The sequence below is a fragment of the Pseudomonas sp. NPDC087336 genome (assembly GCF_044744285.1).
Taxonomy (GTDB): domain Bacteria; phylum Pseudomonadota; class Gammaproteobacteria; order Pseudomonadales; family Pseudomonadaceae; genus Aquipseudomonas.
Genome location: NZ_JBIUYA010000002.1, coordinates 1 through 13,855, shown reverse-complemented (window position 1 = coordinate 13,855; position 13,855 = coordinate 1). Strand labels below are relative to the sequence as shown.

Annotated in this window: 13 protein-coding genes and 2 pseudogenes; 6 read left to right on the top strand and 9 right to left on the bottom strand. The window is 60.4% G+C overall.

The features are described from left to right. Positions 1 to 45: 45 nt before the first annotated feature. A complete protein-coding gene (locus ACIO0C_RS02555; protein ID WP_401308040.1) occupies positions 46 to 696 on the bottom strand; it encodes a methyl-accepting chemotaxis protein in 651 nt (216 codons plus the stop codon). Positions 697 to 2,435: 1,739 nt separating this feature from the next. On the opposite strand from ACIO0C_RS02555, the pseudogene ACIO0C_RS02550 reads away from it, so the two are divergent. From ACIO0C_RS02550 to ACIO0C_RS02535, 4 genes and pseudogenes are all read left to right on the top strand, one after another. After that, positions 2,436 to 2,717: pseudogene (locus ACIO0C_RS02550) on the top strand (PAS domain-containing protein); the annotation flags it as partial. 309 nt (positions 2,718 to 3,026) lie between these two features. Further along, positions 3,027 to 4,001 (top strand): annotated as a pseudogene (locus ACIO0C_RS02545) (methyl-accepting chemotaxis protein); the annotation flags it as partial. A 309-nt stretch (positions 4,002 to 4,310) separates the two neighbouring features. Further along, complete coding sequence (locus ACIO0C_RS02540; RefSeq protein WP_401308038.1) at positions 4,311 to 4,991, top strand: class I SAM-dependent methyltransferase; 681 nt, start codon at positions 4,311 to 4,313, stop codon at positions 4,989 to 4,991. 220 nt (positions 4,992 to 5,211) lie between these two features. Next, entirely contained in the window at positions 5,212 to 5,646 is a 435-nt protein-coding gene (locus tag ACIO0C_RS02535) for a hypothetical protein (protein ID WP_401307383.1), read from the top strand. A 129-nt stretch (positions 5,647 to 5,775) separates the two neighbouring features. Here ACIO0C_RS02535 and ACIO0C_RS02530 read toward each other — a convergent pair whose 3' ends face one another. The 7 genes from ACIO0C_RS02530 to ACIO0C_RS02500 all read right to left on the bottom strand — a co-directional run bounded on the left by ACIO0C_RS02530 (position 5,776) and on the right by ACIO0C_RS02500 (position 11,315). Further along, on the bottom strand, positions 5,776 to 6,276 hold the full coding sequence (locus ACIO0C_RS02530; RefSeq protein ID WP_401307380.1) for a CinA family protein: 501 nt from the start codon (positions 6,274 to 6,276) through the stop codon (positions 5,776 to 5,778). Between the two features lie 19 nt (positions 6,277 to 6,295). Beyond that, positions 6,296 to 7,462 carry a carboxylate-amine ligase gene (locus ACIO0C_RS02525; RefSeq protein ID WP_401307377.1) on the bottom strand — a complete coding sequence of 389 codons (1,167 nt, stop codon included), beginning with the start codon at positions 7,460 to 7,462 and terminating at the stop codon, positions 6,296 to 6,298. Between the two features lie 70 nt (positions 7,463 to 7,532). After that, entirely contained in the window at positions 7,533 to 8,354 is an 822-nt protein-coding gene (locus ACIO0C_RS02520; protein WP_401307374.1) for a DUF3618 domain-containing protein, read from the bottom strand. After that, positions 8,351 to 8,782, bottom strand: coding sequence for a phage holin family protein (locus ACIO0C_RS02515; RefSeq protein ID WP_401307372.1), 432 nt, complete (start codon positions 8,780 to 8,782; stop codon positions 8,351 to 8,353). Before ACIO0C_RS02515 ends, ACIO0C_RS02520 begins: the two co-directional genes overlap by 4 nt. After that, positions 8,782 to 9,432, bottom strand: a complete 651-nt coding sequence (locus ACIO0C_RS02510; protein ID WP_401307369.1) for a hypothetical protein — start codon at positions 9,430 to 9,432, stop codon at positions 8,782 to 8,784. The genes ACIO0C_RS02515 and ACIO0C_RS02510 overlap by 1 nt, the downstream gene beginning before the upstream one ends. A 184-nt stretch (positions 9,433 to 9,616) precedes the next feature. Further along, on the bottom strand, positions 9,617 to 10,219 hold the full coding sequence (locus ACIO0C_RS02505) for a hypothetical protein (RefSeq protein WP_401307366.1): 603 nt from the start codon (positions 10,217 to 10,219) through the stop codon (positions 9,617 to 9,619). Positions 10,220 to 10,358: 139 nt separating this feature from the next. Next, complete coding sequence (locus ACIO0C_RS02500; RefSeq protein WP_401307364.1) at positions 10,359 to 11,315, bottom strand: threonine dehydratase; 957 nt, start codon at positions 11,313 to 11,315, stop codon at positions 10,359 to 10,361. A gap of 96 nt (positions 11,316 to 11,411) precedes the next feature. On the opposite strand from ACIO0C_RS02500, the gene ACIO0C_RS02495 reads away from it, so the two are divergent. Next, entirely contained in the window at positions 11,412 to 12,227 is an 816-nt protein-coding gene (locus ACIO0C_RS02495; RefSeq protein ID WP_401308035.1) for a helix-turn-helix transcriptional regulator, read from the top strand. Here ACIO0C_RS02495 and ACIO0C_RS02490 read toward each other — a convergent pair. Then, the gene (locus ACIO0C_RS02490; protein WP_401307361.1) at positions 12,224 to 12,919 is read right to left on the bottom strand and encodes a tRNA (adenine(22)-N(1))-methyltransferase; all 696 of its coding nucleotides are present in this window, start codon (positions 12,917 to 12,919) and stop codon (positions 12,224 to 12,226) included. The two genes, ACIO0C_RS02495 and ACIO0C_RS02490, sit on opposite strands and share 4 nt — an antisense overlap. Before the next feature lie 201 nt (positions 12,920 to 13,120). On the opposite strand from ACIO0C_RS02490, the gene ACIO0C_RS02485 reads away from it, so the two are divergent. Continuing rightward, the gene (locus ACIO0C_RS02485; protein WP_401307358.1) at positions 13,121 to 13,417 is read left to right on the top strand and encodes a hypothetical protein; all 297 of its coding nucleotides are present in this window, start codon (positions 13,121 to 13,123) and stop codon (positions 13,415 to 13,417) included. Positions 13,418 to 13,855 lie beyond the last annotated feature (438 nt).

Here is a 13,855-nt window from a genome sequence, read left to right as displayed (position 1 = left end):
CCCCATCCGTTAAGGCTTAGCGCTCGGGTGCGGTTTGGAACGGACTCAAGCGACCGCCACTCGCTCGAGGGTGCTGCTCACCTCGAACTGCCCCACCAGCTTCTGCAGTTTATTGGCATTGAGCCTGACCGTTTCGGCACTGTTTTGCAGCACCGCCACGGTCTGACGCATTTGCGTGGAGCAGTGATCGACCTTGTTGATCGTCTTGCCATAGTCGAGGCTACGGGTGTTGAGCTGCTGGATGATCGCAAACATGCTTTCTACCGCTTGATGCAACTGCACGTTTTCCGAGGAGGCGTCTTCGGCCAGGCGCAGGCTGTTATCGACGTCCTTGACGCCCTCCTCCATGAAGCTGACGGCTTTTTGCGTTTCGTTCTGCAGGCCTTCGACCATCTGCCGAATGTCGTCGGCCGCGCGTGATGTGCGTGAGGCGAGGCTGCGTACCTCGTCGGCGACCACCGCAAAACCTCGACCATGTTCACCTGCGCGCGCAGCCTCGATGGCCGCATTGAGCGCCAGCAGGTTGGTCTGGTTGGTGATGTCGCTGATCAGGCCGGTGATCTTGCCGATCTGCGTCATCCTGCTGTCGAGCAACTGCACGCTCGAAGACGAACGCTCGACCACGTCCCGAATCGATTGCGTGCCTTGCTGCACAGCGAGAAATTGCTCGCGGGCGCGGGTGACCACTTCATCCATCGCCTGCTTCATTTGTTCGGCACTGGCAGAAGCCTGCTGGATCTCACCCAGTTGGTCCTCGACGATAATCATCATGCGATGCACCGCTTCGGCCACCTCGTGGGAGGTGATACTGGCTTGCTGGCTGCGCCCCAGCATCATCTGGTTGGTGGTGCCAACGTTGCTGCTGGCCTTCACCACTTGCCCGACAACCGAGTCCAGGTTGTCGATGAAACTGTTGATCCAGCGCCCCATGTCGCCGGTCTCATCGTTGGCCATGCGCTTGATGTCCAGGCGCTGACGCAGGTTGCCCTCACCTTCGGCGATGGTCCTGATCACACTCGTCATCTCGTTCAACCTTGCCGCAAGACGCTTGGGCCCGAGCCGGCTGAACAGGAATGCGGCACACAACATGCTCACAACCTCGACGCTATCAATCACGCCCTGGGCCAGGCCGCTGTAATGCTGGACCATGTAGTTGCAGGCAAAGAGACCGGTCATGGTCGCGATGTAAGGTTTCATCAAGCCATGGCTGAGCGAGCGCCGGCGGTAGACCTCCTCCAGATCAGCCTCACACATCATGCCCCAGCGGTCAGGTGACCCTGGCAACTGAAAGGTAACGCCCTTGCCGACCACTGGAATGTGCCGGTAGTCCGAGTAACCGGGATAGGTCACGAACAAGTTGGAGCCCTTTCGGATCGTCTCGCGTACCCCGGGGTGCAGTTGTTGCGTCGCCGGGTCGGTGAAGCGCAGCTCCAGCTCGGTGTGTCGCTGGATCTGCACGGTCTTCCAGGGTGTGTGTACACCGCTTTTGAGATTCTCACCGTGGGTGAAGGTGCCGTCTTCGAAACGTGAACGCGACAATGCGGTACCGGGCTCGATGGCCGGATCGAAACGTGATTGCGCCATGAACAGATAGTTATCGCCCGACTCGGCAAAAATGTGCCCGGCTTCACGCTGGATGAGATCGCCCAACACATCGTTGGGCACGCGACCGCAGAGGCATCCCAGGACTTTTCCATCGACGCTCAGGGGCTGATAGAACATCAGCGTGACTTCATCAAAGAAGCGCGAAGACGAGGGACCGATCTGCAAGGTCAGTGGATCGCTGTAAGGGCCATGGAGAAACGGCGCCTTCAATCCTTCTGCCAAAGCCCGGGTTTGCTCGAGCCGGGTTTTGCCGCGTCGACTCCAGGTCGACACGATGACGCTGCCGCTGGGGTCAACGACAAACAACTCCGAAAAATCTTCTGCCTGGTTGAGCTTGTCCAGCAACGAAGTGCTGTCGAGGCTGGCGAAATCGCGACCGAGGTTTTCCGCCAGTTCCGCCAGGTGCTCCCACTGCTCGCGCGTCCAGTTCTGCAGCAACTGCGCCCGGGTTTCAGCGATGGCTTCGAAGGTTTGTTCGATCACCGGATAAGCCGATTGGTTGAGCCAGCACGACCAACCCATCATGATTTTTCCAGTCTTGCCGAACCAGGGTAGCCAACGTTTTTCGCTGGTGGACAACGGCATGAAATTACTTGATAGCGACATCCATTTTACTCGCTGCGACATTCGGATGGCATTTCGATAGCAAATACCAGGCCAGCTCGTGAGCACGCTAACCATCCTGGCCGCATGTTGGTTGTCATGAAATGAAAACAAGATGTCGTCGAATGCGCGGTCGGCAAGCCCTGAAAGCGCGTAGAACACCTCGCGCATTGTTCTGATTTACATGCCCCAGACCATAATAATAATCCGTATAGGGATCGCATTTTATGCGTGTGAATTTGCCCGTAACCGACCACGAAAGATTGTTTCCCGCCGAACAACGCCTGATCTCCACAACCGATCTAGATAGTCGCATTACCTACTGCAACGACGCGTTTGTCGACATCAGCGGTTTCACCTACGACGAATTGGTCGGCCAGACCCATAACCTGGTCCGACACCCCGATATGCCGCCAGGGGTGTTCATTCATATGTGGCACACCATCAAGCAAGGCAAGCCCTGGATGGGCATTGTGAAAAATCGCGCGAAGAATGGGGATTTCTATTGGGTCAGCGCCTACGTCACGCCCATCTATGAAAACGGCCGCCTGAGCGGTTACGAGTCGGTTCGCTCGGTGCCCACTCGCGACCAGGTCCGCAGGGCAAGCGCGCTGTATGCAAGGATGCGCGCCGGCAAGCCGATCGTCGCGCTGAGTGCGCGGATTTTCCGGCCGCTGCAACAGGGCTGGCCCTTACTGATCGCAACCACGGTTTCACTGCTGGCGGATCAGTGGCTGACCAAAACGGCGGCCCAGGGAGTGCTGGTGGTGAGCCTGGGGGTTGCCTGGTTCCTGATCGTGTCCCATCAACGCAGCGCCATCCAGCGCACCCTGGCCGAACATCCGAAAGCCTTTGCCGACCGCTTGGTAGCCCTCACCTACAGCGACAACCATGGTCCCCAGGGGCAACTGGATATGGCCATGCTCAGTGAGGAAGCCCGCTTGCAGACAGCCTTGAGCCGGCTCGTGGATGCAGGAGTCAGTGTAAAGGCCAAGGCGGCACAGTCTTCCGAACTGTCCGGTTCCCAAGCGCAGTCGCTGGATCGCCAGCGCAGCGAAACGGATCAGTCCGCCGCCGCCATTTCGCAGATGGCGGCAACCAACCAGCAAGTGACTCAAAACGTCATCACTACAGCGCACGCAGCCTCTGAGGCTGACCAGTTGACGCGGGACGGCAGTGAGTTGGCCCGGCAAAGTCTGCGCGCCATGGAAGCCATGAACGCGGCCGTCAACGAAATCGGCCAGGCGGTCAACGCGTTGGCGAGCGAGATGCAATCGATCGGCAGTGTCGTGGATGTGATCACTTCAATTGCCGAACAAACCAACCTGCTGGCGCTCAATGCGGCGATCGAAGCGGCCAGGGCCGGTGAGCAAGGTCGTGGTTTTGCCGTGGTAGCCGACGAGGTGCGATCCCTGGCCCAACGCACCCGTACCTCTACCGAGCAGATCCACGGCATCATCGCTTCCCTGCACGTCGGTGCCGATCGCGCAGTGGCAACGGCGACCCGGGGTGAGCAGATTTCCCGTGACAGCATGCAGCGTGTCGAGGCGGTGCAGGCTGCCCTGGTCGGAATCAGCCAGGCCGTCAGCCGGATCACCGATATGAGCCAGCAGATGGCGTCGGCGTCAGAAGAGCAAAGCCACGTGGCTGAAGATATCAATCAACAGATCACGCGGATTGCCCAGCTGTGCGATCACAGTGCCGGGCAGGCCAAGCAAGGCGCGGCGATCAGCCAGGACCTTGAAGTCATGGCCGAGTATCTGCACAGCCTGGCCGAGCGTTTTAATCGATAACCCCAGGCACAAGCGACGGGCTGGCTCAGACCGTCGCTTGTGCCCGGCAGGAGGCTACGCAAATCCAAGGAACGACAGGACGACCGCGATAACCACCACCAGCCCGACGATGTAGATAATGCTGTTCATCAGTTCACCTCTCAATCTGAACAGGATTGAAAAACGCGGGTGCGACAACGACCCGCGCATGCACCATTGCTTGTCACTCCATTCGACAACACACGGGGCGCAATGTCCCAATCCGGCGCAGCAAGGCTAATGGTCTGCATGTCCTATGCTTTTACCCAGCCCATCACTTCGGACATCGCCATGCCCGCCGACGAATTCACTCTCCTGCAAAGCTGGCACCACAATGCCCAGTCCTGGATCGAGGCCGTGCGCAGCGGCGCCATCGAAAGCCGCCTCAAGGTCACCGACCAGGCCATCCTGCTGGCGGTACTGGGCCGCCAGCCGGAACGCGTGCTCGACCTCGGCTGTGGCGAGGGCTGGCTGTTGCGGGCACTGACGGATCGTGGCATCGAGGCCGCAGGCGTGGATGGCGACGCGACGCTGGTCGAGGCGGCGCGGGCGGCGGGCGCCTCATCGGTGTACCTGGCCAGCTATCAAGAGTTGGCAGAGGCCAAAGTGCAGATCGGCAATGACTACAACCTGATCTGCGCCAACTTCGCCTTGCTGCACCAGGACATCATCCCGTTGCTCGCGGCCATGAACGCCCTGCTCGCCCCCGGCGGCGCGCTGGTGATCCAGACCCTGCATCCGTGGACCGCGGCCGCGGGTGATTATCAGGACGGCTGGCGGGAAGAGACCTTCGCCGGTTTCGTGGGGCAGTGGCAACCCATGCCGTGGTACTTGCGAACCTTGTCCAGTTGGTTCAATGCGCTGGACATGGCCGGTTATCGGCTGGTTGGCCTGCAGGAGCCGCAGCACCCGCAAAGCCCTGTGCCGCAGTCGTTGCTGTTGGTGGCCGAGCGGCGGGATGGTTCGGTATAGAGCGCAATGGATATCCCCCCAATCCAGCTCTTGAATACAACCCCATGCTGCCCTCTCACCACCCTTGGGGACCATCCGAAATATGGCAACGCCCTGACGGACGCAGTCCGGGATTCGTCGATTCAGAAACACATCCCCTTGTGGTTTTTTCTTCATGAAATCTATTGACTTCCAAGAATGAGCTACCATAGCTAAACCGTTTTTTTATCGGGAGAAGATGATGCATCGATTGGTGAAACCGTCGGATTATGTTCTTCAGACTGCGCTGGACAAAATGGTCTACATGCTTCCCTGGGAACGACGACATTGCCCGGGAAACCCCACGGAAGAGCCCGAGCAAGGCGCTCTGCTCTATAACCAATACATCCTGAATTTCCTCCACGGTGTGGCCCCGCGAACGCCAAGTGAACGAATCGTTGAAATCGCCCAATGGTGCCTGGCGTTAGCCGGTGAGCCTGCGCGGGCGTTGGCCGATGATTTGTCTGCGGCGTACCTCAGCCGGTACAGCTTCGTGCTCGCTGATATTTCAAGATACGACGACGAGTCGAGAGAATTTCGCGGGCACCTGGCGCTCTGGCCTGAAGAAATCAAAAAAATGCCAGCCAATCTGGTGATGGCTTTGCGCGCCAGGGCTGCGGGCCTTTTATTGCGCTGACGCCTTGGGCAGCGAAAAAATCGGGGGCAGGCTACAAGCAAATCGGGTGTTGACCTGCTCACCCCGCATGCGTCGACCGGCAAATGCAAATTCCGCTGATCTCCAGGGTTTTCTTGGCCATGGACGTGTTCATCCTCGCTCACCAGCCAACGCGCGTTGGTGAAAATGCGGCAGCAGCTTCAATGAATGGTCTGCCGCCAACTGTTGCACCTGACAACGCGAACCGATGAATCGATGCTGTCGGCAGAACACACTCAGCCCCTGCCCGGTCTGGTAAGCCCAGGCAAAACAAACGGTGCCGGCGGGGATTCCGTCGACGTCCTCCGGGCCAAGGATGCCCGTGGTTGCCACGGCAACATTGGCGGTGCTGTCGTGCAACGCCCCCAACGCCATTTCCCGTGCGACTTCACAACTGGTCAGGTTGTAGGTGGCGATGGTGTCGGGACTGACGCTCAACAATCGCTGCTTCGCCTGCGGCGAATACACGACGTAACCGCTCTCGATCAGCTCGCCGCTGCCTTCGACCTCGGAAAGCAGGGTGATGATTTTTCCGGCTGTGCACGACTCCGCCGTGGTGAGCAGCAATGTGTGCTCGCGCAGATAGTGCACAGTGTCGTCGGCAATAGGCATGGCGCCTCCCAGGTTTTGCTCACGATTGACATACCGAGCGTTGCAGGTCCTCACTTTTACAGGGCGCTTGCGTGGTTTCCATCAGCAACTGATCCACCACTTGAGTCAGGGCGGCATGAACATCCTCAGAGCGGCGCAAGGCTTGTCGGTAGAGGTTGCGCTGACGGTCTGCACTGGCGCCGTCGCGCAAAATCTTGCGAGCCCGGAGAAAAACGCTGTCCACTCGCAGCTTGCTCGCCGTATCGCCAAGGATCTGTTGTGCCAGGAAAAGCCACTGCTCAGCCGAGAAGGGTCGGTCGTACCCTTCAACGATGAATGAGGCGTGTATTCCATAGCGTTCCGCTCGCCAACGATTCTCGTTGAGGATGCGGCGAGACGCTGGCGAATAGGCCAATCCTGGTCCGGCTTGGTCAATGGCGCAGGCCACCAGCAGGCGAAACAAGGATGCAATGCACAAGGCATCCTCCAGGCGCGGGCAGGCATCCGTCATGCGTAATTCCAGGGTCGGATACCGGGCCGCCGGGCGAACTCCCCACCAGCATTCGCTGGCCTGCCTGAGGGCGCCGGTTCGCATCAGCAATGCGAGGTAGGCCTCATAGTCGGGCTCATCCTCGAAATACTCGGGAATGCCCATCCTCGGCCATTCGTCACAGACCGTTTGCCGGTAGCTCATGAAGCCGCTGTCGGCACCGTCCCAAAACGGCGAGGAGCAGCTCAATGCCAACAACAGCGGCGTCCAGGGCAAGACCTCGTTCATCACCTGGACACGGTCGAGATGACCGGGTACTTCAACATGGACATGCAGCCCGGATAGCACGCTACGCCGAGCGACGCATTGATAGTCTTCAAACAGCTGGAGAAAATGATCTTGCCTGTTGGGCTGCTGGATCCGCCAATCGGCCAGCGGATGGCTCCCCGTGCAGAGCAGTCCCAGGCCAAAGGGCTCGAGCGTACGCCGCAAGTTTTCGCGAGCAGCCACGAAGTAGTCCTCTGCTTCTGCCATGCCGGTGAAGATGGGGGAAGCTACTTCGATCTGGCACTGGAACATCTCATAGGCGAAACAAGCGCCCATCAACGCCTTGCACGCCTCGATCGAAGCGTCGGGTGGCTGTGCGGCCATCCGCCGTGTGTCCAGCTCGGTGATGAAGTATTCCTCTTCAATGCCGAACTTCAGGTGACTGTTCATTGATGTGCTCTTGGCTTGCCCAGTGCCGTTGGGAGGCCAGCCTTTGACCTCCCGTTTTTCGTACGACGCCCTACGACGTTCCCAGTCCGCGAGACAGATCCGCCGGTTGACCGGCTGCAGGGGGACGGTCCCCATCTGGCTTTTCCACGTCCGAATGCTCGGTGGTTTTGGTCACCGTGTCGCGCACCGCTTCGAAGCCCTCCCGTGCCTGCTGTTTGACCTTGTCCGCCAGCCCTGCGCTGGTCTTGCCCATGTAGCGCTGTTCGGTCGTTGTCGTGGGTAATGCCGCCCCCAGCATGGCGCCCAGGGCGATGCCCGCGGCGGCAACGATCAGCGGCTGTTCCTTGAGCAAATGATTGACTTGATGACTCATCTGCTGGGTACTGCGCACCAGGCGGTCGCTGGCGTCATGCATGGCATGGCTGATGTTTTCACTGGTCGCGCCCAGGTTGTCGCCCAGGTGCGCCGCCTTGCCTTTGACCGTCTGGTAACCCTCCTTCAGGGTGTCGGCAGTCTGGTGCAAATGCTCGCGCGCACTGTCGAGGCCATCCGCCAGGCCATCGGTCCACTCCCCTACCTTGTTCTGCTGCGGGTCCGCCCGATAAACGGGACGAGGAATCGGCGGACGGTTCGGGCTCATCATCAGCCACAACAGGCCCACCGAGGTCACCACTGCGGGAACGGGATTATTGCGAACGCTGGTTCCAAGGTTGCTCAGGAACGTGGTGCCGTTGCTCTGCATGAGCGACAACGCCTGGTCGAATACCTGTCCCGGAGTGAATTTGCTTTCCAGCGCGTCGACGATGTTTCCGATGCTTGCACGCTGCGCATCGATTTCACGCTCGATGGTCTCGGGGCTTTTCTGCGACTCGATTTCGAATTCACTGTTCATGACACTCTCCTGCGCAGCGCTTGCTGGTCTTTGTTCAAGGCGTCCAAGGTGCGATCAGGCTTGAAGTGCGACGGCTCGAACTGTTTTTTTCCGGACTGCAGCATCGCGAACCCGACGATCATCACCACGACACCGACAATCAACGCGGCCAGCCACGGCGCCATGACCATGCTCAAACCGTAGACCACGGACATCAACAGGATGATGAACCCCGCCAGCAGCACAATCGCTCCACCGGCGACGCCGGCAATGCCTGCCTTGAGCGTCGTGAGGCTGGCCTGCAGCTCAGCCTTGGCCAATGCCAGTTCCTTGGTGAACAGCGAGGGCACCTCGCGCGTCAACTGGCGCAACAACCCGACCACCGAAGCGTCAGGCTCAGGTGTTGGCATCGGTCTTACGCCCGGCAGATCTTGATCTTCTCTGTTCATCACAGCGCTCCTTTGTAGGGTGTGGACCCGGATGTCGAATTCGCCGAAAAGTCTGATGGATGATCCTGGTCATTGGGCGCCGCCGGCGTGATGCCGGTGGCCAGTCCAGGGCCTTGATCGGTGCGCGTTGGCACGCCGGTATCAAAGGGTCGTTGAGCACCAAAGCCCCCAGACGGCGGCCTTGAATGCCCTGCTGCCGGATCGTCGGCATCGGCGAATGTCGCCGCCGGTGCGGCACCAGCCTTGAGAAAGCGCGACAGGCCGAAGCCCAGCGCAATGCTGCCGGCAATGAACAATCCCGGATTATTGCGCGCCAGTTCGGCGGCGTCGTGAAGCAGCTGCTCCGCGCTTTTGCCGCGCAAATTCCCCGCCAGCCCGCTCATGGACTCCGCCATGTCCGCGAGGTAGTCGGACATGCCGAGCTTGTCCTTGTCCTCCAGTTGCGAAACGAAAGATTTTGCCCCTTGGGCCAGTGCCTCGATCTGATCGGCTGCCGTGTCACGGTATTGGCCAAACTGCTCATCCACCTGTTGTCTTGCATCGCCAAGCGTCTCTGTGACGCTTTCCTTGAGGTGTTGAAAGTCCTGGCCTGGCCCTGCGGCATTGGGCCTGTCTGACGGGTTACCGGTCGTGCTGTCTGTAGTATTCATGTCGTCCCTCGCCTTCTGAGTGAAGAAAAGCGTTATCAGGGTTCGCCACGAAATACCCGCAGCCCCCCTTATTTCAGATGACGGGGCAGCGTGATGGGGAGTTCCAATGGAATGATGAGCGATCGGTAGAACAGCCGCTTATCCAACTACCAGCTACAACGGATCGTGCTGATCCCCAGCGCAATCAACTGACAAACAGGTACCAGGCGACCTGGACGATCAGCAACAGGATAAAGGACAGGAATGCCCTGAGCAGAAAGGCGTGGGTCATCTTTATGCAGGACATCTTGCGCTGGGTCACGGTGTGGTTGTACCTCACGGCAAGCAGCAGCTTCTCCACCAGCTCGGGCTTGGGATCGGTCTTGCACCAGATGCTCGCCAGGTCGCTGGCGTCGACCCGGCTTGAGGTTGACGCCTTGAGCGTTTCGAAGGCCCAGAGGCCCGCCCGGAACAGATACAAGGTGCCCAGAAAGAAGATGGCCAGGGCGACAGTGCTGTAGCCGACCGTTGATGGGTCGCTCCAGATGCCCGCAAGTAAAGAGGCTAAAACCGGTGCAAGCGCCGTGACGGCTACCAGATAGAGGCTGGCCTTGCCGTCTGCGGTTTTTCGGCGATCCGAGTCGGCATCATCGAGGCGTCGCGCTTCTTCCAGCGCCGCGTCGGTGTCAACGTCCCAGTTGGCCTCCATGATACTGGTGTTGTCTTGCTGATGCCCGGCCTCTTGCTGTGTGAGCGCTTGCTGGTTGAGCGTTTGCAACCGGGGCCAGATCAACTCTTTGAGGTTCATGGGCGGCCAATGCCTTGAAGTTCATCGACAATGGCGCGGGTATAGGCGCGCCGGCCATGCTGGCCAACCACGCCCACTGCCCATTGGGGTTGATTTGATGATAGTCGAGCGCACGGATTTCTCACTGAGATCAAACCCGTCACCCAATCACGCGTGCATACACCGATCTGTCGACATTGCCACCGGACAGAATCACCCCCACTTTTTTGCCCCGCATTACTTCGCGCTCCTGAATCAGCGCCGCCAGGGCTGCCGCACCTGCCCCTTCAGCGAGGTTGTGGGTATCGGTGTAATACACGCACATGGCCTCGGCGATTTGCGCCTCGCTGACCGACACGATCCGCTGCGCACCCGCCGCATAGACGGCAAAGGCTTCGGCGATGGGCTTGCGCACGGCCAGGCCGTCGGCAAAGGTGTTGGCAGAGGCGGTCTCGTGGATTGCACCTGCTTCAAAGGATAATTTCGCGGCCGCCGCCTCAGTGGACACCACGCCCACCACTTGGGTTTTCAGGCCCAGCGCGTCGCGGGCGGCGATCACTGCGCAGATGCCCGAACCACAACCAATCGGCACGTAGACGGTGTCGAGGTCCGGCGCCGCCTTGAACAGTTCGAGGGCATAGGTGGCCACGCCCTTGACCAGTTCGGTGTGGAACGGCGCAACCAGGTAGAGGTCATGGGCCTGCGCCAGGCGTGCGGCCTCCTCACGAGCTTCATCGAAATCGCAGCCATGCTCGACCACTTCGCCGCCAAAGCCGCGCATGGCATTGTTCTTTTCCAGCGAATTTCCTTGCGGCACGACAATCAGCGCCTTCAAACCCTGCGCGCTTGCCGCCAGCGCCAGGCTCTGACCGTGGTTGCCGCGGGTGGCGGTGACAATGCCCCGCGCGCCTGGATGCATGCGTTTGAGCCAGTGCATGAAGGTAATGCCACCACGCACCTTGAATGCGCCTGTTGGCGTGTGGTTTTCGTGCTTGACCCACACCGTGCAACCCAGGCGCTCGGCCAGCAAGGGCCAAGGGTACTGCGCGGTGGCAGGCATCACTTGGTAAACCAGGCGAGCAGCTTGTTCGATCTCGTCGCGAGTCAGTGTGTACATGAGGAGGCTCCCAGGGGTTTGGCCTAGTCTAGACACGCTCGCCATTAGCCGGCTTTCAAAAAACCGACCTGACTTTTGCGCCCCTTCTTGACTACTATGCTGTTCATGAACCATCCCCACCGCCTGCAACCGCCATTCCCGCCTGAACCGGTGCGCCGCATCGAAGCCGGGCCATGGGCGATCGAACTGCTCCCCGGCAGCGCCTACGCGACCCGATATGTCGCGAGCCAGGCGGCGATTGGCTTTGCCTTCGATAGCCAGCGCGGCGTGCACGCCATTGGCAGCGATCGGGTGCAACCCTTCATTGCCGTGCCCAACGGCCTGGCGTTCGTGCCTGCTGGGTGTGATGTATTGTCCGAATCGCCCAAGGGCGGTGAATACCTGCGACTGATGCGCACTGACGGTAAGTTACTGACCGGGGATCGGGCCTTCAACAACCGGATCGATCGCCAGGCGACCGCCCTCGCCCTGCGAATGCGCGGCGCGCTGTTGCAGGCCGGCGTGACGGATGATTGGGAGGCCTGGGCACTCGCATTGGCCGAACGGACCCAAGGGAACGAAGGGGTGTCAGCACCGCTGCAAGGCTCGATAACCGCCAGCCGGATGCGCTTGCTTGATGAGTTCATCGACGCCGGCCTCGGCAGCCCGCTGGGTGTGCAGGCGATGGCGCAGTTGCTCGGGTTGTCCGAAGGCTATTTCCTGCGTGCATTCAAGCACGCGACCGGGCAAAGCCCGCACAGTTACCTGATCGACCGGCGCCTTGCCAAGGCCCGTACCCTGATGCGCGATTCGACAGCGCGGCTGGCGGACATCGCCCACGCCTGCGGTTTCAACTCCCAGGCGCACATGACGACTACCTTCCGGCAACGTCTTGGCGTGAGTCCGGCACAGTTGCGTGGTGGCCGGGGTTAAGCCAGTAACTCGGTGATCCATCGGGCTTGGCGGGCGATCTCCTGGACCTTATCTTCGGGAACGGCCTGCCGCGCCCGGGCGAACTGGTTCAGGGTCTTGTGCTTGAGGCGCAGCATTCGCTGCCACTTGGCCAGGAACGCCGGGCTGCGGGCCTGCATCTGCAGTGGGCCGAAGTACAGCTCCTGGGCGCAATACTGCGCAGGCTCGGCGCGCTCGGCGACGATGATTTCGTAAAAGAAGCGATTTTCCCGCAGCACTTCCTCAACCAGGATGCGGTAACCATTTTCCATCAGCCATTGCCGCAGTGGCTGTTCGCCGCCGTTGGGCTGCAGTATCAGGCGCTCCTGGCCGCTCAGGCGTGTCTTGCCGCTGTCGAGGATGTCGCGAATGGTCTCGCCGCCCATGCCGCAGAGGCTGATCGCCGTGATCCGGTCTTGCGGCTCGATCGCCGCCAGGCCATTGGCCAGGCGTACCTTGATCCGCATGTCTTGGCCGCTCTCGCGTACGGTGCGTTCAGCCGCGCGAAACGGCGTCAACGCCACCTCGCCGGCCACTGCCGCGCAGATCGCGCCACGGCGCATCAACGCCACCGGCAGATAGCCGTGATCGGAGCCGATATCGGCCAGGCGCGCCCCGGCTGGCACATGCGCCGCCACGCGCTCCAGGCGCATGGACAATGTCTGTTCGTTCAACTGCAACCCCTCTTCACCCCGAATCTGCGACACCTTTGGCCCAGTCGGGGGGCGATTCTGTCGAGTAACGCCGTGCATTTCAAATTTATGCGACAAGGGTGCCATGACTGTTGATCGGCAGCACGCTCACCCGGGCCCCGGGCCGTCTAGACTGAACAGGCACACCACCGGTTGCCAGCCGCTTGAACCAGGGGAAACGGGATGACCGCAATAACCGTGCGCCAATGCTCGTCATGGGTCCTGCCCTCCTTTCTAGCCCTCAACCTGGTGCTGACAGCGGGATGTGCAGGAAAGAACGCCACGGCTCGCTACTCCGCCTCGAACATGGGCTCAAGCTGTTATGCCAAAGCGCTGCCCACTGCCGGCGAGGGCGGCCTCGCCTTTGGTTCCACCTTGAGCATCGCGCGGCAGAAATCGCTGAATAACTGCATCCGTTATGCCGGCCGCTCGGGTGGTACGCCCGGTACCTGCCAGGTGGTGTTGTCGGAGTGCAGGTGATCGGGCTGCAGCGGGGTGAGACAGGTTTCCCGCGTTATCGTTGACGTCCTTCGCGGGCAAGCTCGCTCCTACAGGGGAATGCGGACAATCACCCGATCAGGCCGGCCGGTAGGCTGCCTCGCTGTTGCTTTGGCTTTTGATCTTGCTCTGCCCGCCCCGTTTCCAGAGGCCGAACGCAGGCGTTGTGCAGTGGGCAACCCGGCATGGATGCCGGGTTAGCCGCCCTCGGCCATGGATGGCCGAGGGCGGCGGGCCCACGGAGCAATGCCGGAGTGAGGGCACCCCGAGCCTTGGCGAGGGGCCGAATGGTGGGGCAAGACCTTTTGGTTCCTTTTGGGGCGTTCGGTACGTGTCAAGGTACCTGTCGCCTTGGTCCTACAGTTGTTAGCCCGTTGCGCCCTTAATTTCAGGACGCTCCGGGTTTAAATACACCGCATC